This window comes from Thermostichus sp. MS-CIW-30 (assembly GCF_054058015.1).
Map to the genome: position 1 here is coordinate 150,375 of NZ_JBSRZW010000001.1, position 25,317 is coordinate 175,691.

A 25,317-nucleotide genomic window follows, 5' to 3' on the forward strand; every position below is an offset into this window, starting at 1 on the left:
TAACTGTCCAGCAACTGGGTGCGCTGCCGTCCTGCCGGCTGATGGCAACCCACACAACTGGCTTCTAGCAGCGGTTTGACATCCCGTTCGTAGGTAAATTGCGGTTCGGTGCGAAAACTCAGCTGAATGGCCTGCTCGAGGGGCAGCCCCTCTTGGGGAGAAAGCGTGAGGGTGTAACGGGTGCTAAAGCGCAAGGGATCCCGAGGCTTAAGCAACAACTCGTCTCCCTGCACATCAAAAATAACCGCTGCCGGCGGATCCAACTGAACCGCCAGACGTTGTAGATTGGGATCCAGTGGCCGATTGAATTGCAGCCGAATGACTCCATCCACAAAAACATCCTGCTGTTCGGGGGTAGGCTGGGAAGACACCCACTCCAAAAATGCCTGACTTTGAGAAGCATTCGACTGAGGCCAAACTTGCCGATGAGACTCGATGACAAAGAACGCTGCTGCCAACAACAACAGCCCCGCCCAAGTTCGCCACCGCCGCCAATGGCGAAAGACATTTGGCACGGTCGGAGTGTTCATTGCCGCAGACCCAATTTAACTGTTGTCAGAATAGCGAACTTACCCACACTTCAGCCATTGATGAGGTACAAACTGCCAGGGATCCCCAGCGGATCATGAGGATCCCTTGTTTGAAAAGTAGAGAAACAATAAACACCGGAGCGAAAGGAAGAAGTCGCTGCTCCCAGGCCCCTGAGGGCTAAAAAGAATACCGAGGGCTTTACCCTGGCTGAGATGAGATCACCAGCAGGGAAAAGCGGCACAGGGAGGCAGCAAATCAGTTGACCCGCTCCAGCTTGATGTTGTGGTGGCCCAGCTTGATCTCAAACTCATCTCCGGGCTTGAGGCCCATCTTCTTGGTGTAGGCAGCTCCGATCAGGAGGTTGCCATTCTTATGAACCGAAACCCGGAAGGTAGGAGCGCGGCCACGGGATCCATTTTCGTCACTAGCGCCGAGATCCACGCCAACGGCCTTCAACAGGGCGTTGTTAAACTGCATCAGATTCACTCGCTCCTGACCATTCTTGGTGTAGGTGACATAACCACAGGCGCGAGCTTTTTCCTTGCGATCCGCATTTCCCATTGAAGTTACCTTGTCGAGGAGCTCTTGGCCAGTGAGTGGTTTTGGTTTACTGGTTGTAGCCATATCAAGATGGTTTTAGGGACAACTGTTAGTGTAGCCAGAAACAAACAGCGATTGCAATAGAGTTTGATCCAACTCTTCTTAATTAGAGGGAATGAGTGAGCGACTGCAATGGGATCTGAGGGCTAGTTGCGCAAAACAGCAGTGGGGAATTCCCTCTAAAGGCCAGAACCCATGGGGGAGACTTTGGCTGAAATGGGGAATGATAGGCTCTCAGGCCCTATTCTCGACAGGGTCATCCGTCCAAGTCAAAGTATCTTTGGGCGAGGGATCCCCGCTTTGCCGCCGGAATTGAGCAAAAGCAGGGAAACTGGAAACAAGGCTGTTTGCGTGTCACTCAATATGGATCCCTTTTGGTCGGGGCGGCGTCTCCTCATTGGGGTGAGCGGGGGGATTGCTGCTTACAAAACGGCAGCTTTGGTGTCTGCTCTGGTGCAGCAGGGAGCAGAGCTCAAGGTGGTTTTGACAAAAGCTGCGGAACATTTTATTTCTCCTTTGACTTTTGCCACCTTGTCCCGCCAGCCGGCTTTTACGGATGCCGCCTTTTGGCAAGCAACACGAGGACGACCGCTGCACATCGAGTTGGGGGAATGGGCGGAGGCTCTCCTCATTGCACCCTTGTCGGCCAACACCTTGGGCAAGTTGGCTCATGGGCTGGCGGATAACTTGCTCACCAATGTGGTTTTGGCTTCCCGGTGTCCGGTGGCGGTGGCACCGGCTATGAATACGCAGATGTGGAAGGCGGAGAAGGTGGCCGAGAATTGGCAGCGGCTACATCAGGATCCCCGTTTTTGGGCCTTGCCGACGGCCAGTGGCCGCCTGGCCTGTGATGCGGTGGGGGAAGGGCGCATGTTGGAGCCGGAGGCCCTGCAGGAGTATGTGCGGGCTTTGCTCTGGACAGGGGGGAAAAAAGATTGGCAAGGCAAGCGGGTGTTGGTGACGGCGGGGGGTACACGGGAGCCCATCGACGCGGTGCGTTTTATCGGCAACCCGGCCAGTGGTCGGATGGGAGTGGCGCTGGCGGTGGCGGCAGCCTGCCGGGGGGCGACAGTGACGCTGGTCCATGGGCCGTTGGGGATCCCCTTTGATCCAGCGCCCTTCGCCATTCGGGCCATTCCGGTGGAGACGGCAGCCCAACTGGAGGCGGCTTTGCAGGCGGAATTTCCCCAGGCGGATCTCTTGTGGATGGCTGCTGCTGTGGGGGATGTGCGCCCCTCTCAGGTTTACGCGGGGAAGCTGCCCAAAGCCGATCTACCCCAGATGTTGCCGTTGGAGCCGATCCCTGACCTGCTGGCAGCTCTGGCCCGCCACAAACGCCCTGGCCAACGCCTCATCGGCTTTGCCGCCCAAAGTGGGGATCCCTTGCCGCCGGCCAGAGAAAAGCTCCGCCAGAAGGGCTTGGATGCCATTGTGGCCAACCCCATCGACCAACCGGATAGCGGCTTTGGCAGCAGCCACAACCAAGGCTATTGGATCCCCCAGCAGGGAAGTCCAGAGCGGATCCCATTGGCAACCAAGCCAACCCTGGCCCACCGGCTGCTGGATCTGGCCCGGCAATTGGAGTTGGGCTACTTTAGTTAAACTCCCTCTCCCTCTGCAAGAGGGGCCGGGGGTGGGGGCTGTGCGGTACAGAACGCTAAACTTCCCGGAATAGCTGTTCGCGAACTGCCTCAAGAACCTGTGTAAAGCCACAGGGGCAAGCCCGAGGTGCTCGCTTCAAACTGCAGACGGGCCAAGGCTTCTGCTGCCGGCAGAAATCGAGACCAACCTCTGCGCCGCGGGAGCAGGTCGTAGAACTTCGCATCCGTCGGCAAACCCGCCAGCTCTGCCGCCCAAAGGCGGGCATCTTCTTCTGTGCCCAAGCGATCCACCACACCCAAGTGGAGGGCCTGCTCTCCGCTGAAAATGCGGCCATCGGCAAAAGTTTTGACCACATTCAAACTCAACTTGCGGGCAGCAGCAACCGTCTGCACAAACTGGCCGTAGGTGATGTCGATCAACTCTTGCAGGATGTTTCGCTCTTCTGGGGTCAGCTCGCGATCAAACGAGAGAATATCTTTGTAGGGGCCAGACTTAATCACCTTAAATGAAATCCCCACCTTATCCAGGAGGCGTTCGATATTGTTGCCTCGAATGATCACACCAATGCTACCGGTGATCGTTCCTGGGTTGGCGACAATTTTTTCGGCTCCCATGGCAATATAAACCCCCCCAGAGGCGGCAATGTTGCCAAAGCTGGCGACAATACGGGTGCCCTTTTTCTCCCGCAAACGCAAGAGGGCATTGTAGATTTCTTGGGAGTCGGCCACCGTCCCGCCTGGACTGTCGATGCGCAGCACCACAGCAGGGATCTGGTTTTCTTCCACCTCTTTCAGGGCCTTGAGAACCCGCTCGCGAGTTTTGCCATCAATGGCCCCTGCCACCTCAATGCGACCGATTTGCCGGCGCAAACCACCCAAGAATAATCGCTTCAGCATGGAAAAGAACTGGATAGGGATAAGTGCATATTCTGTATCATGAATGGCGGCTCATGGCTTGGTCAACCAGTTGCCTAGACGTTGCCATACACCGGGATCACCGCCCCTCGCAGATCCCGCGCTGCTTCTGAGACCAAAAAGGCGATCACCTGCCCGATGGACTCTGGCTTTACCCACAGCTCGGCTTGCTCGGATCCCATGGCAGCTCGGTTGGCCGGCGTGTCGATGATGCTGGGCAGGATGACGTTGGCTGTGATGTCGGTGCCTTGGGTTTCGGCGGCAATGGTACGGGTCAGGGCCACCACCCCTGCTTTGGAAGCGCAGTAGGCGGCCAATTGCGGGCCCGGCTCCACCGCTCCTCGGGATCCCACCGTTACAATCCTCCCATAGCCCTGTTGCCACATTCTGCGCAGGCTGTGCTTGCAGGTCAGGAATGTGGTGGTGAGGTTGAGGTCGAAGTCGCGATACCAGTCCGCCAAGCTGTACTCGTGGGTGGGGCCCATGGCAAAGCCCCCCACCAGGTGGATCAGCCCATCTACGCGGGGTAGGTCGGCAATGACGCGGGCAACCGCCGCCTCATCTGTTAAATCCACTTGCACAAAGCGAACCCGATCCAGAGCATTGGCCGGCAGTCGCTCCCGCAAAATGGTGAGATCTTTCTCTTGGCGATAGGTCAAGGTCAGCTCTGCTCCGCTGGCCAGCACCACGGGAACCACCCCCAAACCCAGCCCGCCTGTGCCGCCGGTCAAGAGGATTTGCTTGCCTTGGTTGCTTTGCATGGATGCACCTGCATTGACGAAAGGGATCCAGAACAAGATCGGGAAGGGACTTCAAAAACCCCAGAGGATGTTTGGGTTCGTCCAACTGAGCTTCCCTCTCTCACCCTACCCCGGTTCCTGCCCCTCTTGAAGAACAACAGCCCTTTTGGGCGCTTTCTCCAGCAGCAGGTCGCTCAAGGCCAGCCAGTGGGGCAGGGCCAGCTCTTCGGCGCGGGCATCGGGGTTGAGGCGGAGCTGAGCCAAAGCTGCTGCAACCGCTTCTCGCTCCACCAAGCTTCCCAGGGCATTGACGAGCTTCTTGCGGCGGGTGGAGAACCCCTGTCGAAGGAGGTGGTTAAACCAGCAGGGATCCCGGACGGGGGTGGGGGCGGGGCGGGGGGTGAGGCGAATCACAGCAGATTCCACCTTGGGGGCGGGCTTGAAAGCGGTGGGGGGCACCCTGCAGATCAGCTCGCAATCGGCCAAATACTGCGTCCGCAGGCTCAGAGCACCATAGGCTTTGCTGCCGGGGCCGGCCTGCAAGCGCTCGGCCAGCTCTTTTTGCACCAGAAGGACAATGCGCTCGAACTGCCGAACCGGCTGGGCCGGGGATCCGAGCACCTTTTCCAAAATGGGGCCGGTCAGGTTGTAGGGGATATTGGCCACCAGCAGGCGGGGTTGAGGAGGCAGCGGCAGGCGGAGAAAATCTCCCTCCAGCAGGTGAAAACGGGGTTGGCCGGCGAACCGTTTTTGCAGCAGTCGGCACAGATCCCGGTCGATCTCCACCGCCACCACCTGGGCGCCCTGGGCCAGCAATCGCCGCGTCAGTTGGCCGGTGCCGGGGCCGATCTCCAGCACCCAAGTGGGATCCGCGTCTCCCTCTAGATCATTCAACTGGGCAGCCCGCACAATCGCCTCGTGAACAGCGGGATCCTTGAGCCAATGCTGACCAAACCGTTTACGAGGATAGGGCAACCGAGCGGTACCCAGAGGGGTTGCAGGAGCAATTGCCGGGTGGGTCATCGCTGGACTGAGTTGGGAACAGAAATCAAGTTGGGATCCGCATCCTCAGGTTTCTCTGGCTTGACAGGGAGCGCCTCTGGGTTCGGATCCCCGCTCAGGAGCGGCTTGCGGTAGAGGGGCACCGTAAAGGTGACGGTGGATCCCAGCCCTTCGCCCAGGCTGTAGAAATTGATTTCCCCTCCCATCGCCTCCACCAGGCGTTGGCTGATGGCCAGGCCCAAGCCCGTCCCCCCATATTGGCGGGTGGTGGAACCATCCACCTGTGTGAAGGCCTGAAACAGCTTCTGCTGCTTTTCCAGCGATACCCCGATCCCGGTGTCGATGACGCGGATGCGGGCCAACCCCGGATTGCCGGGCAGGATATCCGCTCGCACGGTTACCGAGCCCTTGGGGGTAAACTTGATGGCATTCCCCACCAAATTGAGCATCACCTGCAACAGGCGTTGGTAATCGCCCAAGAGCAAAATCTGATCCGAGGTGTTGGGCAGGTGGAAGCTCAGTTGTAGGCCCTTCTGGCTGGCCTGCAAGCTGGTCTTGGCCTCCACATCCTTAAACAAAGCTCGCAGGTCGCAGGGCTGGAACTCCAACTGCATTTTGCCCGCCTCGATCTTGGCGATATCCAGCACATCGTTGATTAGGGCCAGCAGGTGCAGGGCAGAGCGATAGGCCTCTTGCAAAAAGTCCAGCTCCTCTTCGCGGTTTTCGGCCATCCCGTCCAGCACCAGCTTGATAAAGCCGATGATCCCGTTGAGAGGGGTGCGCAGCTCGTGGGAGGTGTTGGCCAGGAATTGGCTTTTGAGCTGGTTGGCCGATTCCGCTTGGGCACGGGCCTGCTCCAGCTCCTTATTTTTCTGACGCAGAGTTTGGTTGGCTAACTGCAAGCGGGTTGCCAGTTGGCGACTTTGATCCAGCAAAATGGCGTGGGCAATGGCTGCGCCCAGGTAGGTGGCAATGCTCTGGAGTACCTGAATGTGGCTTGGCTGCCAAACAGGAACCCTGTTCGGATCCAGCATTTCCAGCCAGAGCAGGCTGTTGGCGTAGCCCTGGTAAGACATGGCAATGGCCAGATGTCGCCCCGCCTCCACCGGTTCTTCCTGTCTGAGGGCCTGCAACAAATGGGGGTAATCTGCCAGCTTCAGGGTCTGGTGGAGCAGGGAGGGATCCCCAGGATGGCGGCGGTACTCGGCATTGACCGTGAGGGAGTCTTGCCCCACCTCGTAGAGGGCCATCAGGCAGCGATCTACCTCAAACAGTTGCCCCAACTGCTCCACGGTCTGCTGGCACAGTTGCCGGATATCCAGGGAATGCCGGATGTTGCGCACCAACTGCGTCGTGATCCCCTGTACCGGATCGGCCGGGAGAGCATGGGGCTGGCTGTTGGGGCTGCTGGTTCCTCCGGCCAACGCAAAAGGCGTAGCCCCCAGCAACTTGCCCACTGCCGCAACCGCCACCACCTCCCCTTCCATGTCCCGTACAGGGTTGAGAGAAAGATGCAGATGCAACTTGTAGCGGGGCGAGAGCACCTGACATTCGTAGGAGAGGGGATCCCCGCTTGCAAAGACCTGGTTGAGCTTGGCTTCGTACTCTCCAGCGTTGGCCACCTCCCAGATTTGCTGTCCGCTCACGATGTGCTGAGGGTGGATGCCATATTTCTCGGCATCTTCCCAGTAAAAACTCCAGAAGCGCCTCTGGCGATCCTGCGTGTAGAACATCGGAGTGGGTCGGAGGGCGCCCATTTGGGATGAAGCCACCATTGCGCTAGGGGAACGTAGGCCAAAACTCAGGTTTTTCCAGAGGAAGCCGGGCTGGCCGGATCAGAGGCCGGGCGGGTTAGTGGGGCAGAGTCCTTGTTGAGGCGGGCGAAGATCATGCGGCCTGCTGAGGTTTGAATGGCGCTGGTCACAACCACAGAGCGGGTTTTGCCCACAGAGCGCTGCCCTTCTTCCACCACCACCATGGTGCCGTCTTCCAAGTAGCCTACCCCTTGACCTGGCTCTTTTCCTTCGCGGGTGATCTTGATATCAAAGCTGTCGCCGGCAACATAGATGGGCCGCAGCGCCTCGGCCAACTCATTCACATTCAGCACCTTGACCCCCTGCAGAGCCGCCACCTTCTTCAGGTTGTAATCGGTGGTAAGCAGCGTTCCCCCCACGGTTTGGGTGAGGCGCACCAGCTTTTCATCGACAGTGGTCAGATCTGGATAGTTGGCTTCGTGAATAACGAAACGATCGGGATAGGCCTCTCGCAAAGACTGCAGGGTATCCAAGCCTTTGCGGCCCCGCTCTCGTTTTTGGGCATCGGCTTTGTCGGCGATGGTCTGCAATTCCGTCAGCACAAAGCGAGGAACCACCAGGGTTCCTTCCAAAAAACCTGTCTCGATTAACTGAGCCACTCGGCCATCGATGATGGAGCTGGTGTCCAAAACCTTGGCCGTGGCAGCCACCACATTGCCCTCCGCCCAGAGGGCTGCCTGCAAAGCATAGTTGGGGTTAAACAGCCGCAGCAGCGAGGGGCCGTGGGTATCGGCCAGGCTGACCCCCAGGTAAGCAAAGGCCAAGCTGAAAAAGACCGAAGCCAGCGGCTCGAGGAACCTGTTGAGTTGGGGGGGCAGGGGCAGCAAGTAGACAGGAGCCATGGCCAGATTGGCAATCACCAAGCCGATCACCAACCCCACCGAGCGGCTGATCAACACGTCCGGCGGCAGGGAGCGCACATTGGCCTCGAAGCGACGGTAGCTCCAGCGCACCAGGGATCCCAAAGCCAGTCCTGCCAGCACGCCAAAGCCGCTGGTGACGACACGGGCTCCTTCCACATTGGCCCCCTGAATGGCGGCAGGAGGGAGCAGATCCAGGCCATAAAACCCGAGGCCAGCTCCCGCCAACATGAAGATCATGACCAGTAAAGCGTCTAGCATAAGAAAAAAGACGGCCCTGCTGAGTGGGTGATGCTGCTGGGAATAGGCAAATCTGCTTCCTACTCATTCTAGTCGTCTGGTGTTGGAGGGATCCGGACAACCAAGCCAGCCCTCCCCCAGAAGGATTCAGACTATGCTGAAATCATAGCGATCCCTTGCCAGCTTGAGGGATCTGTGGAGCATGCCTCTAACCCCCAAAACCCTGAACTTTGCTGAATTTACTGAGCTTTAGGCGGTTTGGCAAAAGTCATTGAGAGGGATATAGTAGACCAAGTTTCCCCCTGATCCTTGAGTCCACCGCAACGGTTGCCGGGAAGTGAAGGGGGAAAGCGCTCGGGGGGTATTCCTCAGGGCTTTGCGGGATACCGCCTTCCTGCTCAGAGATAGGCAGGATGCGATCGCTTCTTTCCTGAACCATGTTCAGGAGAGTTCAGCGTGAATGTATCAGAAACCGCTACAATCCAAATCTCAACGAGGCTAAAAGCAACCATGGCACAAGCACTGGAACTCAATACCGAGAACGTCGAGAAAGTCCTGAACGAGCTGCGTCCTTACTTGATGGCCGATGGGGGCAATGTGGAATTGGTGGAAATCGATGGCCCGGTGGTCAAGCTGCGCCTGCAAGGGGCCTGTGGAGCCTGCCCCAGCTCAACCATGACTCTAAAGATGGGCATTGAGCGCAAGTTGCGGGAAAGCATCCCCGACATTTTAGAAGTGGAGCAGGTATTCTGAGAGGCCCTGTAGGTTTTTGTGAGATTCCTTTAGGGTTCTTTATCATGTGTTGGATTATGTGCCTTGATAAATAGCCTCGGGTGGCTCTCTGCTCCCCACTTCTTTCTTCTGTGCCTTCTTCAGAGCTAGCGCATGTCTGTTCTCCTCTCCATCGCCATTCTCGCCCTGCTGATCCTGGTGCATGAGGCAGGGCACTTTGCGGCAGCCAAACTCCAAGGGATCCACGTCAACCGCTTCTCGCTGGGGTTTGGGCCGGTGCTGTGGCGATACCAGGGCAGGGAGACAGAGTATGCCATTCGCGCCCTGCCGCTGGGGGGCTACGTGGGCTTTCCTGACGAGGATGAACATTCTCCCTACCCCCCCGACGACCCGGATCTGCTGAAAAACCGCCCCGTGCTGGATCGCCTGGTGGTGATGAGTGCAGGGGTGATGGCCAACCTGATCTTCGCCTATCTGGTGCTGGTGTTGATGTTCGCCTCGGTGGGGATCCCCTCGGTAACGCGCCTCCATCCCGGCATTCTCATCCCTCAGGTGATGCCCGATAGCCCGGCGGAGCGGGCCGGCCTGAAGGCAGGGGATGTGGTGTTGCAGGCAGCCGATCGCGATTACAGGGGGATTGCCGACGAGACGGCGGCCTTGGCAGCTCTGAACGATTTTCAGGTGCTGATCCGCAGCAGCGAGAACTGGCCCATTCCCCTGGAGGTGCAGCGTGGGGAAGGGGATCCCCTGCAATTGACGGTGATCCCAGAGGTGCGGGGAGAGACGGTGGCCATTGGAGTGACCTTGGCCCCCCACCAGGAGGTGACCTTGCGTCCCCCTCAGAGTGTGGCTGAGATCCTCACGGAGGCGGGAAATGCCTACCAGCGGGTGGTGATGCTCAATCTGAACGGCCTGCAGCAGTTGGTTCAGAATTTCCAAAGCACGGCTGCTCAGGTCTCCGGCCCGGTGGGGATCGTCAAGATTGGGGCGGATCTGGCCCGCGATGACGCCGCCAGCCTGTTTAATTTCACCGCTTTGATTAGCATTAACCTGGCCTTTCTCAACCTGTTGCCCCTGCCCGCCTTGGACGGGGGACACATTGCCTTTTTGATCCTGGAGGCGATTCGCGGCAAACGGCTGCCCAAGCATCTGGAGGAGCGGGTGATGCAGACGGGCTTGGTGTTGTTGCTGGGATTGGGGGTGGTGCTGATCTTCAAAGACACCCTCGCCATTGTGACCGGGTCGGGCTAGGGGAAGATGGCCAGCAAACGGGCCCTGCGCCAGCGAGCTTTGGAGATCCTGCTCCGGCTGAAGCGCCACTACCCCAACTCCACCTGTGCCCTCCACTACCAGACGCCGCTGCAACTTTTGGTGGCAACCATCCTCTCGGCTCAGTGTACGGATGAGCGGGTGAATCAGGTAACGCCAGAGCTGTTTCGTCGCTTCCCGGATGCCCAGGCCCTGGCGACAGCGCCGCGAGAGGAGATCGAGGCTCTCATCCATTCCACCGGCTTCTATCGCAACAAGGCCAAACACATTCAGGAAGCCTGCCGCAAGATCTTGAGCGATTTCGGTGGTCAAGTGCCCCGCACCATGCCGGAGCTGCTCACCCTACCCGGCGTAGCCCGCAAGACGGCCAATGTGGTGTTGGCTCATGCTTTTGGCATCAATGCCGGGGTTACCGTCGATACCCATGTTAAGCGCCTCAGCCGCCGCCTCGGCCTCACTGAGCACGAGGATCCCGTGCGCATCGAAAAGGATCTGATGCAGTTGTTGCCGCAGGCGGATTGGGAGAACTGGTCTATCCGTCTGATCGACCACGGGCGGGCCATCTGCACTGCCCGCAGGCCTCTGTGCCAGCAATGTTTTTTGGTGGATCTCTGCCCCAGCGCTCCCCTCCTGAGACCGGCGGCACCGGATGAGAAAATGGATAAAAAAGCTACCAAAGCCTCGCCGGCCTGAGATGATGGTTTCTGGGCGCCCTGTATGGCTGAGCCGGCAGGGATCCCCCCCTTGCAGCACTTGTTTTGGCCGCCCCTCGCCCTAGAATAAGCTCCATGCAGGATAAACCCATGTCAGTCACGCCCCCCGTTCTGGTCATTGCCGGCCTGACGGGATCCGGGAAAACTTTGGCCATCCAGCAGTTGGAACAACTGGGGTACACCGGCCTAGAAGGGATCCCGCCTGCCCAGGTGATCCCCTTGGTTGAGGCGATGCGGACCCATCACGCTGCTTTGGCCATCAGCTTGAATCTCCACGCCCAGGAGTACCGGGATCAAGTTCCCACCCTGGCTGCTTGGGTGCAATCGCAAGGGATCCCTTTCCTATTCTTGGAGGCCCGCTCCCCAGTGTTGCTCAACCGTCTCAGCGCCCACCGCCGCCCCCATCCCTACGGGGAAGCTGCCGGTTTGTTGGAGGCCATTGAGCAAGAGCGGCTGGCTCTGGCCCCGGTGCGGGAACGCTGCACCCACTGGTTGGATACCTCCGACCTCAATGCCCAGCAACTGCGGCAGCAATTGCAAGCTTTGGTGCAAGGGATCCCCCAGCCCCTCAACCTAAGGCTGGTCAGCTTCGGTTTCAAATACGGCGTTCCCCCCGATGCCAACTTGCTGTTCGATGTGCGTTTTTTGCCCAACCCCTTCTTTCAGCCCCATCTGCGTCGCCTCACTGGGCAGGATCCCCTGCTGCAGGAGTTCTTGTTTGCGGATCCCATCACACAATCCACCTACCAGCACATCTTGTCCCTGATCAAAGCGTTTTGGCCCCACTACCGCGCAGAGCGTCGCCCCCACCTGACTTTGGCTATCGGCTGTACCGGCGGTCAGCACCGCTCGGTGGCCCTGGTGGAGCGCCTGGCCCAGGATTTGCAGCCTTGGACTGTCCCTGCCGGCAACCACGTTCTTCCCGACCTGAATGTTCAGGTTCAGCATCGCCATCTGCTCGACTCTCAGCGGGAGCTGGAAGCCCGCTTTGGCCCGGCGCCCGGCGAAGCCGGCGTTGCCCAGCAACAGGTTAGGATCCCTTTGGCCGGCGTTCCTGCACCTTCCCATGGCTAAGCCTGTGCCCAGCAACAAGTCCGCCGCTTGGGGCATTCGCCGCCGCAAGGCTGCTTGGCCGGGAAGTGGCTGGAAATGGCTCTTTCCCGGTTTAGCCGTTAAACGCTGGCTGAGCCTGGCGGTTGGGGGCGTGCTGCTGATGGTGCTGGGCATTGCCATCTGGACGGAGTTGACCCCCATCTTTCGCCTGAAGCGGCTGATCGACATCACCCTGCGCTTGATTACCACTTGGATCCCGAACAACATCAGTGGCCCCCTGGTGACTGGGATCGGGCTGGTGATGGTGGTGCTGGGGTTTCGCAGCGCCATGCGCTCCATCGAGGATGTGCTGATCCCCGAGGGAGATGAAGCGCTGGTGGATAAGCTGTTGTCGCGGCGGCGTCTCAGCCGTGGTCCCCGCATTGTGGTACTGGGGGGCGGCACCGGCCTCTCCAACCTGCTGCGGGGTCTGAAGCGCTACAGCTCCAACATCACAGCCATTGTCACGGTGGCCGATGACGGGGGATCCTCAGGGCGTCTGCGGCGGGAGATCGGCGTTTTGCCCCCCGGCGATATCCGCAACTGTCTCACTGCTCTGGCCAACGAAGAAAAGCTGCTCACCGAGCTGTTTCAATATCGCTTCCAGTCGGGGGAAGGGTTGAGCGGCCACAGCTTCGGCAACCTGTTCATCACTGCCCTCACCGCGGTAACCGGCGGCGACTTGATTCGGGCCATCACTGCCACCTCGCAAGTCTTGGCCATTCAGGGGCGGGTGCTGCCGGCCACCCTGGCGGATGTTACCCTCTGGGCGGAGCTGAGCGATGGCCGCCGCGTGGTGGGAGAGTCCAACATTGCCAAAGCCGGAGGACGCATTTGCCGAATCGGCTGTGACCCCCCCAACCCTCCCGCCCTACCGGAAGTCATCGAGGCTATTGAGGCGGCAGAGTTTGTGGTGCTGGGGCCGGGTAGCCTCTACACCAGCATCATCCCTAACCTGTTGGTACCGGAAATTGTGGAAGCTCTGGCCAAAAATATGGCCCCCCACATCTACGTCTGCAACATCATGACCGAGCCAGGGGAGACGGACGGCTATACCGTTGGGGATCACGTCATGGCTCTGGATCGGGTGGCAGGAGTGCGCCTATTTGACGGCGTGCTGGTGCAGCGGGAGCCACCCTCCCCACGTGCTTTGGAGCATTACCGCCGCAGCGGTTCTGAGTTTGTGGTGTTGGATCCCGACAAACTGGCTTACCTGGGCTGCCGCGCCGTTTTGGCTAACGTCATGCAAGAGGATCCAGAGACCGGCTTGGTGCGCCACAACCCCGAACGCCTGGCGGCAATGCTGATGCGCTGGTTCGACAGACATCGCCCCCTCTAGCTTTGCCCAGGATGTCCTCTGCTGTTATTGCAGGCGGGAATAAGGGCGGGGATAGGGCTTGCGCATCTGTCGAGCCAGGTACACCTGAAAGGTTTGCGCCACCGCCCCTGCCCGCACCAGGGGAACCTCGGCCACAGGCTCGATTTGGGCAAAGTAGTCGCCATAGGTGGCTGGGATCCCTGCCCTCGGCTGGAACAGCTTGGAAGTGATGAGCAGCCCATCCTGCCCCAGCCAATCCTGCGGCTGCGACCAAAAGGCAAAGCCCCGCAAATCTGCATCCAGGCAGGTCAGAGGCTTGTCCGTCAGCGGAGCCAGGGCCATGGCGATCTGACCGCCCAAAAAATAGACATTGGTAAAAACGAACTCTGCCTCCTCAAGGGCTTGAGCCAGGCGGGGATCCGTCCGAAACCGCTGCCGCAACTGCTCAATTTCAATGAGCTGAGTAGAGGGATCCTGCTCCACGGGCCACAGGCCCAGCCCGCCAGGAGCCTGCAGCAGGCCATAGCGCACATGGGCCAGCCCCACCCCCACCACCAAGCTGACCATCACCGCCGTCCCCACTAAGGTTCGCTTCGCTCCCGGCCACCGTTCCCAGAAGGATCCCAGCAGCAGCGTCAGCACCCAAAACCCCGGCATGGGCCAGGTGGGCAAGATGGGCCGGTAGCCTCCCATCAAGGTAAAGGCCAACACCAGCGGTAATCCACAGGCCAGGATCAAAAGGTGCTTGAGCTCTTCATCCGTCAGCCGCATCCCGCGGAGAATCTGCAGGGCCACCCGACCCGTCCCTGCCAAACTCGCCCACCCCAAAGGGATCCCCAAGCTGGGGAACAGGTAAAAGATTTCAGAAAGGATCGTCAGCCCCAGCGCTGGCAGTTGATACCCTGCCTCCGGCACCGCCCGCCCCGCCTGAAAGCGAAAGGAGACCCAATCCTGCTGGGCGTTCCAGATCAGCACCGGGCTGAAGGCCAGCACAAAACCCAGCACCGCCAGCACCGTCCAGCCCGACCTCAAGGCACAGCGATGAACTGGGCTGAGCAGACAAAAGAGTACCAGGCCGAACCCCAAAGCCAAGCCGTGGTACTTCCCCAAGCAGGCCAGCCCCACCAAGAGACCTATGAGCGCTAGCCTAGGCCCTGGCCGATAGCGAGCCGCCCCATAGACAGCCAATTTCCCCTGCCCCAAAGGAGCCGGAAAAAACTCCTGAGCGGCCACCCACAAGGTTGCTGCCGTAAAAAAGATCAGCGGGCTATCCGGCAAGGTCAGCACCCCAAACCCAATCCAAAGGATCGGCGCGATGCTGATGGCCGCCAAGCTGATCAGTCCCGCCCGAACAGAGAAAAGGCGCGCTCCGGTGTAGTAGAGGAATAGGGAAGAGCCAGAATAGAGCAGCAGGGATCCCAGTCGAATAGAAAAAGCCGACACCTGGCCGGTCAAGGCAGGCCCCAAGCCCGTTGTCCAGGCCACCAGCGGCGGATGGTCAAAATAGCTCCAATCCAGATGGCGGGTGTAGAGGTAGTAGTAGGCTTCGTCAAAGCCCGGCGGCAAAAGGGCAGCCACCAGGCCCCGCATGAACAAGCCCAACCCCAGGATTAGCCAAACCGCTCTAGGCAATGGAGGGGATCCCTATGGGCAGATGGACAGATCTAACTTACCTTGAATACCTCTCGGGGCTACGTCCCTCTAGCACTATGACTTTGTTTCCCGCAAAAAAATGACCGGACACCCCAAAAATTGACCCAGCTTCTCGGCCTCTGCCCGCGCCTCTGGTTCCTTATCAGTGTAGCAGACTGACAGCAAAGGTTTCCGCGATTGCAATTTCACTTCTACCGAAAAGAATTCAACAAAATTCCTTTTGGCCTGAACCAAAATCTGCTGTACATCTCCAAAGGAATAAGTTTTCCGCCCTAGCGACCCAAAAGGAGTAAGGTGCTCCTCTTGGATTTGGTACCTAGAGCGGTCAAACGTTAGACGGCGACACCAAAAAGACACCTTCAGCATGAGAGCTCCTACCCAAAGAAGTAGAGCCAGAAATAGCCCTGGAAGGAGAGAATACAAGATCGCAAACACTAACTCCAGTAAGTGAAATCTATCGATATCTATCAAGAGCCGACTCTCTGTACTGTTCACAAAAGAATCAACGCGCCTTGCCAATTCCTGAGCTTCACTTTCACCAAAGGCCAACCAGGCTGGAGTTTCCCCTGTAGGCTTTTCCAGCGTGACATAGTAGCGCTCAGTCCTTTCTCCGTCGTCATCCTCCACAATTTCAGTTTTGACTGCAGCTCCTCTTACATCTATGTGAAGTGTAGTTTGGCTCGGCAAAGGTAGAAACGGCTGGAAAGACACTTCACAATTAACCGTAGACTGGTCAACTCGAAAACAAGTGAAACGGCGCTCACCCTGGGAAGACCAGATCGAAGATAAAGCCATAAAAAGGATGAACGCAAAGAAACAGATAAAAACAAAAGTAGCAAGAGACCCAAGGAAACCTACAGAAGACTCTTGGTACACGCGCTTGTTGTGGCTCTCCTCCACGCATTTCATAGACTCAACTCCGGGAAAGCTGAATTTGTTCAGATTATTACTTACTAGTCCGTCGGTTGTCTGTTTCCGAGATTACAAGGCACTTGAAAAATTACAAAAAGCTGTGAATTCTCCGATTTCGGCTGCGCTGTATCCAGATTCTCCTTATCCTTAGCTGGCAGGGGAAGTTGGGGTATCGGCTGCGCGAAGGGCTGGGGAAATGTTTCCAGTCAAACAAGTTAAAGTATGGACTGCTGGATGAATGCAAGTAAAGGTTAGGCTTTCCGCATTCATGTTCTGAGGCATTCAGTTATCTCCAGTACTCTAGAATTGCTGGGGCTGCTCTTCGGGACCCCTAAGGTTTCTCTCAAAAGCTAGAGGGCGGCAGGGTTGCTACGCAGCGCTGACATGAAGGTGAGATGAGGGCCAAACTAGCGGTGGTGCCTACATGGGGATGGTGATGGAAGGCAGATCTAGGGCTGGAGTAAGGCGGCTTGTGCCGAAAACCCTGGAGACAAGGCAAAATGGCCGGCAACTTGCTCAACGGCGCCGACGCAGAGGTTCTTGGATCCCTTCACCGCGAAGCTCTAGGCAGTGGGGAACAGCGCTGGGATGGCTCTTGGGGGATCGGATCCCGACGGCCCGCCAGCTTGACTTTCGCGCCGGCATGACCGGACTGGCTCTGACCATTGCCCTGTTTCTGACAGGAGCACGTCTGGTTTATTTGCAACATCAACAGGCACCCCTATTGCAGCAGCGAGCCGAAGCCCAGCAGCGAGCCCAGCTAAGACCTTTCATTCCTCGTCGCTCAATTGTGGATCGTCATTCTATTGCCAAGCAGCAGGCAGAATTGCTGGCCGTAGATCGCCCCGTCTATACTCTCTGGGCCCATCCCCGCCTCTTTGGCAAACGCACTCCAGAGGAAATTGCCACCGCTCTTGCTCCCCTGTTGCGGCGTCCAGTAGAGCAACTGACGCAGCGGCTGTCGGTTAATCATGCGGTGCGGGTGGAGCGCTGGGTATCCCAGGAGGTGGCGGATCAAATTCAGGCTCTGCATCTGGATGGCCTGGAGCTGGTGAGCGAGCGGCAACGCGTTTACCCCCAAAAAGAGATGGCCGCTGAGGTGGTAGGCTATGTGGATCTGGATCATCAGGGCCAAGCGGGAGTGGAATATTCCCGGCAAGAGCTGCTGGAGCGTACTGTTCAGCCTGTTACTATTCCTCGCGATGGCTACGGACGACTGTTGGCTGCAGAGGTACCGGAAGGGCTGCTGCAATCCCGCGAGACGGTGCTGCAACTTACCCTAGATATGCGCCTGCAAAGAGCTGCCCGCGCTGCCCTGAAAGTGCAACTGGAGCGGTTTCGAGCCCTGCGGGGCACGGTGATTGTCCTCCAGCCCCAGACAGGGGAAATCCTGGCGCTGGTGAGCGAGCCCACCTATGACCCTAACCGCTACTTTGAGTATGACCCCGGTCTTTTTCGCAACTGGGCGGTAACGGATTTGTATGAGCCGGGATCCACCTTCAAGCCCATCAACATTGCCATTGGGTTGGATGCTGGAGCCTTTACAGCAGATGAACGGGTCTATGACGAGGGTCGGATTCTCATCGGTCAGTGGCCCATTCAAAATTACGACTACCACCAACGAGGGGCCCATGGCTGGATGAGCGTCACGGATATCCTGCGGCAATCCAGCAATGTGGGTATGGTACACCTGATGCGCAAGCTGGATCCCCGCCAGTACTACAATGCCTTGGTGCGGCTGGGGTTCAACGAGCGCAGTGGCGTGGATTTGCCCTTTGAGCCGGCCAGCCGTTTGAAACCGCTGCGACAGTTTGTTACGGTGCCAGTGGAGCGGGCCACTGTCGCTTTCGGCCAGGGGCTGGCCCTCACTCCTCTACAGTTGGCTGCCATGCACTGCATCATTGCCAATGGCGGACTGAAAGTACAGCCCCATGTGGTGCGAGGCTTGGTGGAAAAGGATACGGATACTCTGGTTTGGGGATCCCCGCAGCCCCAGCCGGTGCGGGTACTATCCGAGCAAGCCACCCTGGCAGTGCGTATCCAAATGCGGGATGTGGTGGACTTTGGCACGGGGCAATCGGCCAAGATCGAGGGGTATGAGATCGGCGGCAAAACCGGCACTGCCCAGAAAGCCGGGCCACGGGGGGGCTATTTGCCCGGCAAGCGCATCACCAGTTTTGTGGGCTATTTCCCGGCCATTCGCCCCAATTACGTGATCTTGGCGGTGATCGACGAGCCCCAGGGGGAAGATGCCTTCGGCTCGACGACGGCTGCTCCCGTTGTTCGCTCGGTGATCCAGGAGATCATCGCCCTAGAGGGGATCCGCCCTAACTCTACTTAGCGCAGCCATAGGAACAAGGGGCGAAGGTGGATGCCAAAGGGGGCCCAGACCGTGAGGAAATGAGCGAAATGCCCATACCTCCGGATTGGCTCTTCCTGGAAAAAGCCATACTCAAGACTGGCCACCCACAGAGTCCGACTTAACCTCTGCACTCCTCCAGCTCAGCTTGGAGTTGAGGTAGAAGTTCCAGAATACAACAATACCGATGGCAATTAAGTTGGCCAACAAATAATGAATGCCCAAGCGCTCGCTCAGCAAGGTCACCAGTGAAGTGTTGAGAACCAAGCCAATTAAGCAGATAACGTTAAACTTCGCCAACCGCTTCAGGCGATTCCAGGGCCCCGGCTGCAAGCGGGTCACATGGCGAAAAGTCCACAGGTCGTTCCAGAGGAAGTTATTGAGAATGGCCACCTCCGAAGCAACCAGCTTACTGGTTATGAGATCCCATCCCAAGTTGGCGGGATCGTGCAAAACATAGAGCAAAGCCATGTCCACCAAGGTGCCGGATAGGCCGACCGTGCTGAAGCGCAAAAAGGATCCCACCTGCCCTAGCGAAAAGCGCAGCACCATCAGGTGGTGAAGATATTGGAGACAAGTTTGCAGTTGGATTTTGCTCTCCCCGTTTTGGCGCTCCTGAAAGATGTAGCCGACTTCAGCAATGGTTTTCACCCGGCCCCGCGCCAGCACCTCGATCAGCAGCTTGTAACCCTTGGGGTTGAGCGGGATCCCGGCAATAGACTGGCGTCTGACCAGAAACAGTCCGCTCAACGGATCGGAAACACGGCTGAAAACTCCCGGCAGCAGAACCAGCCCAATCCATTGGGCCCCGCGGGAGACAATGCGCCGGCCCAGGCTCCAGTGGCTCACCCCTCCCGATGGTGCATAGCGGCTGCCCACCACCAAATCTGCCCCTTTCTGGATGAGCGGCCACAATTTGAGGACAATCTCCGGCGGATGCTGCAAATCCCCATCCATAACCCCCAGCACCTCTCCGCGGGCAGCCTGCCATCCTCGCACCACTGCTGTAGCCAGGCCCCGTTCCCGCTGCCGGCAGATAACGCTGAGTTGGGGAAACTCCTCCTGCAGCTCCTGGGCCAACTTGGCGGTGTGATCCGGGCTGTTGTCATCCACCACAATCAGCTCATAGGCCCCCGGTAGAATCGTGTCGAGGTGGGCGCACAATTGTCTGACCAAGCTGCCAATGCTAGAGGCTTCGTTGTAGGTGGGAATGACCAGCGACAGTTGGACAGGGCTGGACTGAGACAGAGGTGGAATCTGAAAAGGAGCTGCAGAAGCTTTGGGATCGGCAGAGGAAGTAGGAGCTCCATGAAGCATTCAGCAGGCCATCCAAAAACAATAAAACAAAAATCCTCCGCCTAGGGCTGCAAATCCTAGGACTGCCTTGGTTCACATTGGATCCACAGAACGATCCCCTATCGTACTGATCGATGAGCCGCAGGGCTAGACCTTTCTCTACCTACCCAGCTTCTTCGGGAAGAGGTTACTTGGCTAAGGGGATCCCGTAGAGGGGCTCATCAACACCGGGATCTGGGCCTGAGCAGAAGGAGTCTCAGGCAGCGAGGGGGCAGGGGTGAAACTGGGATAAGGAATGCGCTCGTGGTTGGATTCCCGCCAGACCTCCACGAAAGCGTCTGCCACCACCTCCAAATCCTCCAGCGTCAGCCCACTATCAACCAACTGGCCATCTTGCCAACGGGCCTGGGCAATTTTGCGGACAACAGCTTTTGCCCGCTCGACCACATCGGGGCCGAAGCCATCGCTCAGAGTCATGCTGCGCAGGGCGGCTTCACAGGCATCGGCCATCATCACCACCCCCGTCTCCTTGCTCTGGGGGATCGGGCCATCGTAGCGGAACGGCTCTTCGGGTACGGGCTGACCCCCGGCTTTCATCTGGGCTTGATGGTAGAAATAGGCAATCAGGATCGTCCCCTGGTGCTCAGGGATAAACGCCTGGACGGCGGTAGGCAGATTATATTGCTTGGCCAGGCGCAAGCCATCGCTGACGTGGGCCTTGATAATCTGAGCACTGCGATAGGGATCGTCCAGTTGGGTGTGGGGGTTGAGGCTGCCCATCTGGTTCTCGATGAAGTAGCGGGCCTGCAGCATCTTGCCGATGTCGTGGTAAAGAGTGCCGGTGCGCACCAGCTCCACGTTGAGGTTCAGCTTCTGGGCAGCCCGTTCTGCCAAAGTGGCCACAAGCAGAGTGTGCTGGAAGGTGCCGGGGGCCTCTGCAGCCAGCCGCCGCAGCAGCGTGCGATTGGGATTGCTCAACTCGATCAGACGAATGGGGGTGGCTAAGTCAAATAGGCGCTCCAGGTAGGGGCTGGCTCCCAGGGCAACAATGCTCCATCCCAAGCTGGTTCCCCCTGCCAAAGCCATGGCCAACAGGTCGATGCCACCGGTGGTGGCCAAGCTAACCGCCCCGTAGGCCAGCATCTGCACCGCTGCCGCTCCTCCTCCCAACAAGGCCAGCTCTTCGCGGGAACGGGAACGCCCGGCCAGGGCAGAGGCCACCACGCTGCCGGAGAGCAAGGGTACAAGGGTGAGCAGGTTGACAGGGGAGACCAAGGGCAAAAACAGCGCCTGGCCTACCACCACCACCAAGCCCAGCCCTGCCCCGTAAAAACTGCCCAGCAACAGCCCCACTGCCGGCAGGGAGCTGAACTCCAGCTTGAACAAGGCCGCCAAAAGGGGAGCGGTCAGGGAAACTATGAGGATCAACACCCGATCCCGGCGGCGCAATCCCGGCCTCAAGCGTTGTTGCAGAGGCACAAAGACAGCCAGGCCCATGCCCATCACGCCGGCCACCCCCACCAAGCCCCAGACGTTGATCCCGCGCTGGGTGAGCCCAAAGTGGTCCAAGATGAGAAAAATTTCGGGAGTGATGAGCTGATCTGCTCGCACGATCACCTGGTTCTCGGCAACCGAGATCAGAACCGGCTCGACTTTTTCCAGCTCGGCGCGAATGCGCTGCTCGGTGCGCTGGGGATCCACCTCCACATTGGGAATGAGCACCTGCTGCAGCCACTGATAGACTAGGGCCTGCAGCTCCTGTCGTTGGGCAGCATTGACCGGAAAAATCAAATCGTCCAGTTGGGCTTGGATCCCTTCGGCGCGAACTTCGCGGGGCAGGCCATCCACAATCCCTATCTTCTGCAGGCGCTCCAAGACCCGCCGGCTCAAGGTTTGCAAATGCTGCCAATCCGCATCTGCCAAGTTGAGAACTGTGGCCGGAACAGGGGGGGTGAGCTGCTCCAGAGCCGGCAAAGCCGCTTGATAGCGCCGTTGCGCCGCTTCCACCTGGGCAATCAACTGGGTATAGGGATCCGTCGCCGCCATCTGGGTGGCCGATCCGTCCAACCAGACCCGCTGCCAAACCTCGACAAGCTCTTGCTTGGCCCGCTGCTCCGGAGGAAGCTGCTCCGGTCGCCCCGAAGAAGGCTCTTCCAAAGGAGATGGGGTGGCTGCACGGGCGCGGATGGCCTCTTGTCGGGCGCGAGCCTGAAGGAGTTCCCACTCCTCTGGGGAAAGCTGGCGCAGATAGATCTGCGTTGGCAGAGACAGCAACTGGACAGAAACATAGGGCAGAGAACCTGCCTCTTGGCGGATGGCCTCCACCTCAGCCAGGAGAGCCTCCAGATTTTGCCGCATGCTGTCGTTGGCGGTGCTGTTGATTTTAAGGGCCTGAACCACCCGCCGCCGCGCCTCAGCTTGTCGGGCCTGGGTAGCCTCCACATCTTCAATCTCCGCCGCAGCAGGGGCAAGAAACGTCTGCGGGGAGCGGCTGCCGACGGTCAGTTGTGGTTCGTTGTAGTAGCGGATCCCGTGGACAGCAGTGAGGGAGAGAAGCGCTATGGCATAGCCAGCAACCCGTTCCGAAAGGGAGAGCCTGCTCTTTCGAGGGGGGGCTGCCTGGCATCCCCGAGTCCAGTGTTCCGCGTTCGCGTCGGCAGCGCGAAGGGCTTTGGGCGTGAGCGGGTTTTTCATGGATTGGCCTGGCAGCGTCTTTCTCTTTTCTATCCCCTTTTGGCCGGGTAGCCCAGGAAGAGGATCTCAATCGCCGATGGTAATCTGCCCCACCATACCTGCTTCTGCATGGCCGGGAATGGTGCAAACCAAAGCGTAGACTCCAGATTTCAGGGGAATAAATTGCCACTCCACCGAAGCGCCTGGCTTCAGTTCCAATTCTCGGATCTGGCCCTTAATTTCCACGCCGGCCACGTCCAACTTACGGGTCCAAACGGCATCGGCAAAATCTTTGGCGCTGAAATAATGTTTCAATTGGCTGGGGTTGCTCAGGCGAAGACGGTAGAGGCTGCCGTTGTGAAAAGACAGTTCCTTGGGCGCAAACACCAACTGATTGTCGGCAGTACCCAACTCAATAACCTTCTCCTGCGGCGTTTGTCTGGAGAGATCCCGCGCCTGCGCCAGGCCAGGGATCCCAATCATGAGGGCCGATAGCCAGATTCCCAGCACCAGGAAATGACAGAACCTGTTTAACATTGCAACAACGAGGAGAGAGGAAAGAGCAAAGAGAAAAGAGCAACGAGGAGAGAGAAAAGAGCAAAGAGAAGAGATTTCTCCTTCTCACTTCTCACTCCTCCCTTCTCACTCCTCTGCGAGTAGCCTGGAAATTCAAGATAGCATCTCTAGGCGGAGAGGTTTTGATTCCCTTCTGCCCTGTCTAGCCATCCACATCCTCGTAGAGCTGCACGGCTGGGGCTTCCTCTCCGTCTTTCCTTATTTCAAGGGCTACCGCAGCGGCGTAGCCACCGGCAACCTGAAGCGGTAAGGTCACCCAGCGGGAGTCCTCGCCCAAAGCTGCAGAGCCGGCCAGACCCCTGCCTGTTCCCTTCAGGAGCGCCTCCTTTTGTGTCCACATTTGGAAGAAGAGGGCATCCCGCTCTGGAGCTGGACAGTTGGCCAAACGGACTTGCTCGGCAGCCGAAAAGTAGCGTTGGGCGATGCGCTGCCAGCGGAGCACAGGTCGAACCCATTCCAGATCCACTCCAATGCGGTATTGCCATCTCAGGCCGATCAGGACGCGCTCGTGGGAGTGGCTGAGGTTAAACTGCAGCGGCAGGGGTGGATCCCGCCAGTAGGGTTTGCCGGTAGAACTGTGGTCGAGGGGGATCCCCTGGGGCGGAATGCCGCTGTAGCGGCTGAGCAAGCTCCGCAACCCAAGACGACCGGCCAGAAAGCGGCGCCGATCTGCCGGCAGTTGTAAACGCTCTGCCCGCCGACATTCTTCAGGGGAAAGAAGGCCGAGCTGGGGGAGCAACTTCTCCAACGGGGGGACTGTCTGCAGCCAAAGATGCACCTCTGACTTTCCCGACAACGGCTGCAGGGATCCCCCTGTGGCGACTGCTACCTCGCTGAAGTTGGATCCAGACAACTCTGAAAACTGAGGATAGGGTAACATGGCCTTGAATTGGTGGAGTTGGCAACACCACCCAGACAGTACACCCTTTCCTGTACGCGCTCGCGAGACCTGGTCTGACCTGATGCCCTCCTTCCACTATCCCCCCCGTCCTGACCGTGTCCGCGCAGCTCGTCAGCAGGCCATTCGTCAGGGGATCCTCTGGCTGTTGTTGGGGTTCACGGCTGTGTTGGCGGGTTCTGCCGGTGCCCTCCTGGCCGTGATGTTGCCCCGTCAGGTGATCCCAACTTCCCTCACACCTGCAGAACAAGAAGCCTTCCGTCCCGATGCCTTACGGGCTGCGGCTCTGGATCGCTCGTTGCATATCCTCATTCTCGGCACGGACAACCCGGATCCCACCCTGCCCTTGCCCACAGAGCGAGATCGCTTCCACACCCGCAGCGACACCATTCTCTTGGCCCGCTTTGATCCCCAGGCGCGGCGGATTACCGTTTTGTCCATCCCCCGCGACACTCGTGTGCGCTTGCCTGGCTTTGGTGTGGCCAAGATCAATGCTGCCAACTTGGCAGGGGGCCCGGCGCTGGCGGCCCAGGTGGTCAGCCACTTGATGGGTGGGATCCCGATTGACCGCTACATTCGCCTCAATACCGACGCTCTGGAAGAGCTGATCGATGCGGTGGGCGGCGTGGAAATCTACGTGCCGGAACCGATGCAGTACGCAGATCACACCCAGCAGTTGTTTATCCACCTGGAACCCGGCTGGCAACGCCTCAACGGGGAACAAGCCCACCACTTTGCCCGCTTTCGCCGCGATCACCTGGGATTGGGGGATATCGGTCGGGTGCAACGGCAACAGGAATTGCTGCGGGCCCTGAGCCGGGAACTGCTCTCCCCTGCTGTCTGGCCGCGGATCCCAAAGATTTTGCAGGTTATCCGCACCAACCTCGATACCAACCTCACCTGGGAAGAGGTTCTGAGCTTGGCCAAGTTTGTCCTCACCTCTGGGGGCGATCGCATCGACCTGGTGCTGTTGCCGGGCCGCTTCAGTCAGCCGGGAGAATTTTCCACCAGCTACTGGCTGCCGGATCCAGCCGGGATCCGACGGGTGGCCGTCTCCCACTTTGGCCTGGAGGCAGAGGTAGCCCGCATTCCTCCACACCGCCTGCGCATAGCCGTGCAAAACGCAACCGGAGAGCCGGGGATGGCCCGCCGTATGGTGCAAGAATTGGTGAGACAAGGATACGTCCATGCTTTTGCTGTGGAAGACAGCACCCAGGTGCTGCAGCAAACGGAGATCCTCGCCCAGAGCGGGGATCGCGAAGGAGCCAAACAGATCCGCGCCGCCGTCGGCCTAGGAGAGATGCGGGTAGAGTCCACCGGCGTTCTCAACTCCGATGTCACCATTCGAGTCGGCCAGGATTGGGCCCAACAACTTGCTTTGGATGAAGCGCTCCGCACCACTGATGGGAACGGCCAAGCCCAAGCTCCGCCCGGAGCCGCTCAGCTCTAGAGAGCCGGTTCGGTTGCGAGTGCGGATTTCCGAAAAAGAGCCTGCTTGTCGGGGACTTTTCGGTCTCTGTAGA

At 58.7% G+C, this 25,317-nt stretch carries 20 protein-coding genes and 1 pseudogene; 8 read left to right on the forward strand and 13 right to left on the reverse strand.

Features of this window, described 5'->3' with window-relative positions; all coding sequences use genetic code 11:
- Positions 1-119: 119 nt before the first annotated feature.
- Positions 120-530, reverse strand: a pseudogene (locus tag ACVWXW_RS00730) (Ig-like domain-containing protein); the annotation flags it as partial.
- Positions 531-786: 256 nt separating this feature from the next.
- The gene (locus tag ACVWXW_RS00735; RefSeq protein ID WP_011432615.1) at positions 787-1,155 is read right to left on the reverse strand and encodes an AbrB family transcriptional regulator; all 369 of its coding nucleotides are present in this window, start codon (positions 1,153-1,155) and stop codon (positions 787-789) included.
- Positions 1,156-1,494: 339 nt separating this feature from the next.
- Between ACVWXW_RS00735 and coaBC the strand changes: the two genes are divergently transcribed.
- Entirely contained in the window at positions 1,495-2,733 is a 1,239-nt protein-coding gene (coaBC, locus tag ACVWXW_RS00740; RefSeq protein ID WP_414344656.1) for a bifunctional phosphopantothenoylcysteine decarboxylase/phosphopantothenate--cysteine ligase CoaBC, read from the forward strand.
- 89 nt (positions 2,734-2,822) lie between these two features.
- Here coaBC and sppA read toward each other — a convergent pair whose 3' ends face one another.
- From sppA to ACVWXW_RS00765, 5 genes are all read right to left on the reverse strand, one after another.
- Positions 2,823-3,629, reverse strand: a complete 807-nt coding sequence (sppA, locus tag ACVWXW_RS00745) for a signal peptide peptidase SppA (protein ID WP_457402200.1) — start codon at positions 3,627-3,629, stop codon at positions 2,823-2,825.
- Between the two features lie 74 nt (positions 3,630-3,703).
- On the reverse strand, positions 3,704-4,408 hold the full coding sequence (gene fabG, locus ACVWXW_RS00750) for a 3-oxoacyl-ACP reductase FabG (RefSeq protein WP_457402202.1): 705 nt from the start codon (positions 4,406-4,408) through the stop codon (positions 3,704-3,706).
- A gap of 105 nt (positions 4,409-4,513) precedes the next feature.
- Positions 4,514-5,362, reverse strand: coding sequence for a 16S rRNA (adenine(1518)-N(6)/adenine(1519)-N(6))-dimethyltransferase RsmA (rsmA, locus tag ACVWXW_RS00755; protein ID WP_457402263.1), 849 nt, complete (start codon positions 5,360-5,362; stop codon positions 4,514-4,516).
- Positions 5,363-5,406: 44 nt separating this feature from the next.
- On the reverse strand, positions 5,407-7,146 hold the full coding sequence (locus ACVWXW_RS00760; RefSeq protein ID WP_457402204.1) for a sensor histidine kinase: 1,740 nt from the start codon (positions 7,144-7,146) through the stop codon (positions 5,407-5,409).
- A gap of 44 nt (positions 7,147-7,190) precedes the next feature.
- On the reverse strand, positions 7,191-8,324 hold the full coding sequence (locus ACVWXW_RS00765) for a PIN domain-containing protein (RefSeq protein WP_457402205.1): 1,134 nt from the start codon (positions 8,322-8,324) through the stop codon (positions 7,191-7,193).
- Between the two features lie 489 nt (positions 8,325-8,813).
- On the opposite strand from ACVWXW_RS00765, the gene ACVWXW_RS00770 reads away from it, so the two are divergent.
- The 5 genes from ACVWXW_RS00770 to ACVWXW_RS00790 all read left to right on the forward strand — a co-directional run bounded on the left by ACVWXW_RS00770 (position 8,814) and on the right by ACVWXW_RS00790 (position 13,448).
- Complete coding sequence (locus ACVWXW_RS00770) at positions 8,814-9,056, forward strand: NifU family protein (protein ID WP_011432622.1); 243 nt, start codon at positions 8,814-8,816, stop codon at positions 9,054-9,056.
- 132 nt (positions 9,057-9,188) lie between these two features.
- Complete coding sequence (gene rseP / locus ACVWXW_RS00775; RefSeq protein ID WP_457402206.1) at positions 9,189-10,286, forward strand: RIP metalloprotease RseP; 1,098 nt, start codon at positions 9,189-9,191, stop codon at positions 10,284-10,286.
- A gap of 6 nt (positions 10,287-10,292) precedes the next feature.
- Positions 10,293-10,997 (forward strand): endonuclease III, encoded by a 705-nt coding sequence (gene nth, locus ACVWXW_RS00780; RefSeq protein WP_457402208.1) that lies wholly within the window; start codon positions 10,293-10,295, stop codon positions 10,995-10,997.
- A gap of 110 nt (positions 10,998-11,107) precedes the next feature.
- Positions 11,108-12,091: an RNase adapter RapZ gene (rapZ, locus tag ACVWXW_RS00785; protein ID WP_457402210.1), complete on the forward strand. Its 984-nt coding sequence runs from the start codon at positions 11,108-11,110 to the stop codon at positions 12,089-12,091.
- Complete coding sequence (locus tag ACVWXW_RS00790) at positions 12,084-13,448, forward strand: gluconeogenesis factor YvcK family protein (protein ID WP_457402212.1); 1,365 nt, start codon at positions 12,084-12,086, stop codon at positions 13,446-13,448. Before rapZ ends, ACVWXW_RS00790 begins: the two co-directional genes overlap by 8 nt.
- A 24-nt stretch (positions 13,449-13,472) precedes the next feature.
- On the opposite strand, the gene ACVWXW_RS00795 is transcribed toward ACVWXW_RS00790, so the two are convergent.
- Both ACVWXW_RS00795 and ACVWXW_RS00800 read right to left on the reverse strand, forming a co-directional pair.
- A complete protein-coding gene (locus tag ACVWXW_RS00795) occupies positions 13,473-15,059 on the reverse strand; it encodes an ArnT family glycosyltransferase (RefSeq protein ID WP_457402214.1) in 1,587 nt (528 codons plus the stop codon).
- A 75-nt stretch (positions 15,060-15,134) separates the two neighbouring features.
- Complete coding sequence (locus ACVWXW_RS00800; protein WP_457402216.1) at positions 15,135-15,956, reverse strand: hypothetical protein; 822 nt, start codon at positions 15,954-15,956, stop codon at positions 15,135-15,137.
- Between the two features lie 508 nt (positions 15,957-16,464).
- Here ACVWXW_RS00800 and ACVWXW_RS00805 point away from each other — a divergent pair.
- Entirely contained in the window at positions 16,465-18,333 is a 1,869-nt protein-coding gene (locus ACVWXW_RS00805) for a peptidoglycan D,D-transpeptidase FtsI family protein (RefSeq protein WP_457402218.1), read from the forward strand.
- Between the two features lie 111 nt (positions 18,334-18,444).
- On the opposite strand, the gene ACVWXW_RS00810 is transcribed toward ACVWXW_RS00805, so the two are convergent.
- The 4 genes from ACVWXW_RS00810 to ACVWXW_RS00825 form a co-directional block, all read right to left on the reverse strand.
- Positions 18,445-19,668: a glycosyltransferase gene (locus tag ACVWXW_RS00810; RefSeq protein WP_457402220.1), complete on the reverse strand. Its 1,224-nt coding sequence runs from the start codon at positions 19,666-19,668 to the stop codon at positions 18,445-18,447.
- Positions 19,669-19,842: 174 nt separating this feature from the next.
- Complete coding sequence (locus tag ACVWXW_RS00815) at positions 19,843-22,341, reverse strand: HD family phosphohydrolase (protein WP_457402222.1); 2,499 nt, start codon at positions 22,339-22,341, stop codon at positions 19,843-19,845.
- A 66-nt stretch (positions 22,342-22,407) separates the two neighbouring features.
- Positions 22,408-22,857: a plastocyanin/azurin family copper-binding protein gene (locus ACVWXW_RS00820; RefSeq protein ID WP_457402224.1), complete on the reverse strand. Its 450-nt coding sequence runs from the start codon at positions 22,855-22,857 to the stop codon at positions 22,408-22,410.
- Between the two features lie 181 nt (positions 22,858-23,038).
- Positions 23,039-23,776, reverse strand: a complete 738-nt coding sequence (locus tag ACVWXW_RS00825; protein WP_457402226.1) for a 4'-phosphopantetheinyl transferase family protein — start codon at positions 23,774-23,776, stop codon at positions 23,039-23,041.
- Between ACVWXW_RS00825 and ACVWXW_RS00830 the strand changes: the two genes are divergently transcribed.
- Positions 23,775-25,244: an LCP family protein gene (locus ACVWXW_RS00830; protein ID WP_457402229.1), complete on the forward strand. Its 1,470-nt coding sequence runs from the start codon at positions 23,775-23,777 to the stop codon at positions 25,242-25,244. The two genes, ACVWXW_RS00825 and ACVWXW_RS00830, sit on opposite strands and share 2 nt — an antisense overlap.
- Positions 25,245-25,317 lie beyond the last annotated feature (73 nt).

Coding starts and splice junctions, on each gene's coding strand:
- ACVWXW_RS00735 (WP_011432615.1), bottom strand. CDS start 1,155: ATGGCTACAACCAGTAAACCAAAACCACTCACTGGCCAAGAGCTCCTC.
- ACVWXW_RS00820 (WP_457402224.1), bottom strand. CDS start 22,857: ATGTTAAACAGGTTCTGTCATTTCCTGGTGCTGGGAATCTGGCTATCG.
- ACVWXW_RS00770 (WP_011432622.1), top strand. CDS start 8,814: ATGGCACAAGCACTGGAACTCAATACCGAGAACGTCGAGAAAGTCCTG.
- ACVWXW_RS00815 (WP_457402222.1), bottom strand. CDS start 22,341: ATGAAAAACCCGCTCACGCCCAAAGCCCTTCGCGCTGCCGACGCGAAC.
- ACVWXW_RS00810 (WP_457402220.1), bottom strand. CDS start 19,668: ATGCTTCATGGAGCTCCTACTTCCTCTGCCGATCCCAAAGCTTCTGCA.
- ACVWXW_RS00830 (WP_457402229.1), top strand. CDS start 23,775: ATGGCCTTGAATTGGTGGAGTTGGCAACACCACCCAGACAGTACACCC.
- rseP (WP_457402206.1), top strand. CDS start 9,189: ATGTCTGTTCTCCTCTCCATCGCCATTCTCGCCCTGCTGATCCTGGTG.
- coaBC (WP_414344656.1), top strand. CDS start 1,495: ATGGATCCCTTTTGGTCGGGGCGGCGTCTCCTCATTGGGGTGAGCGGG.
- ACVWXW_RS00790 (WP_457402212.1), top strand. CDS start 12,084: ATGGCTAAGCCTGTGCCCAGCAACAAGTCCGCCGCTTGGGGCATTCGC.
- ACVWXW_RS00825 (WP_457402226.1), bottom strand. CDS start 23,776: ATGTTACCCTATCCTCAGTTTTCAGAGTTGTCTGGATCCAACTTCAGC.
- ACVWXW_RS00765 (WP_457402205.1), bottom strand. CDS start 8,324: ATGCTAGACGCTTTACTGGTCATGATCTTCATGTTGGCGGGAGCTGGC.
- fabG (WP_457402202.1), bottom strand. CDS start 4,408: ATGCAAAGCAACCAAGGCAAGCAAATCCTCTTGACCGGCGGCACAGGC.
- nth (WP_457402208.1), top strand. CDS start 10,293: ATGGCCAGCAAACGGGCCCTGCGCCAGCGAGCTTTGGAGATCCTGCTC.
- ACVWXW_RS00760 (WP_457402204.1), bottom strand. CDS start 7,146: ATGGGCGCCCTCCGACCCACTCCGATGTTCTACACGCAGGATCGCCAG.
- rapZ (WP_457402210.1), top strand. CDS start 11,108: ATGTCAGTCACGCCCCCCGTTCTGGTCATTGCCGGCCTGACGGGATCC.
- sppA (WP_457402200.1), bottom strand. CDS start 3,629: ATGCTGAAGCGATTATTCTTGGGTGGTTTGCGCCGGCAAATCGGTCGC.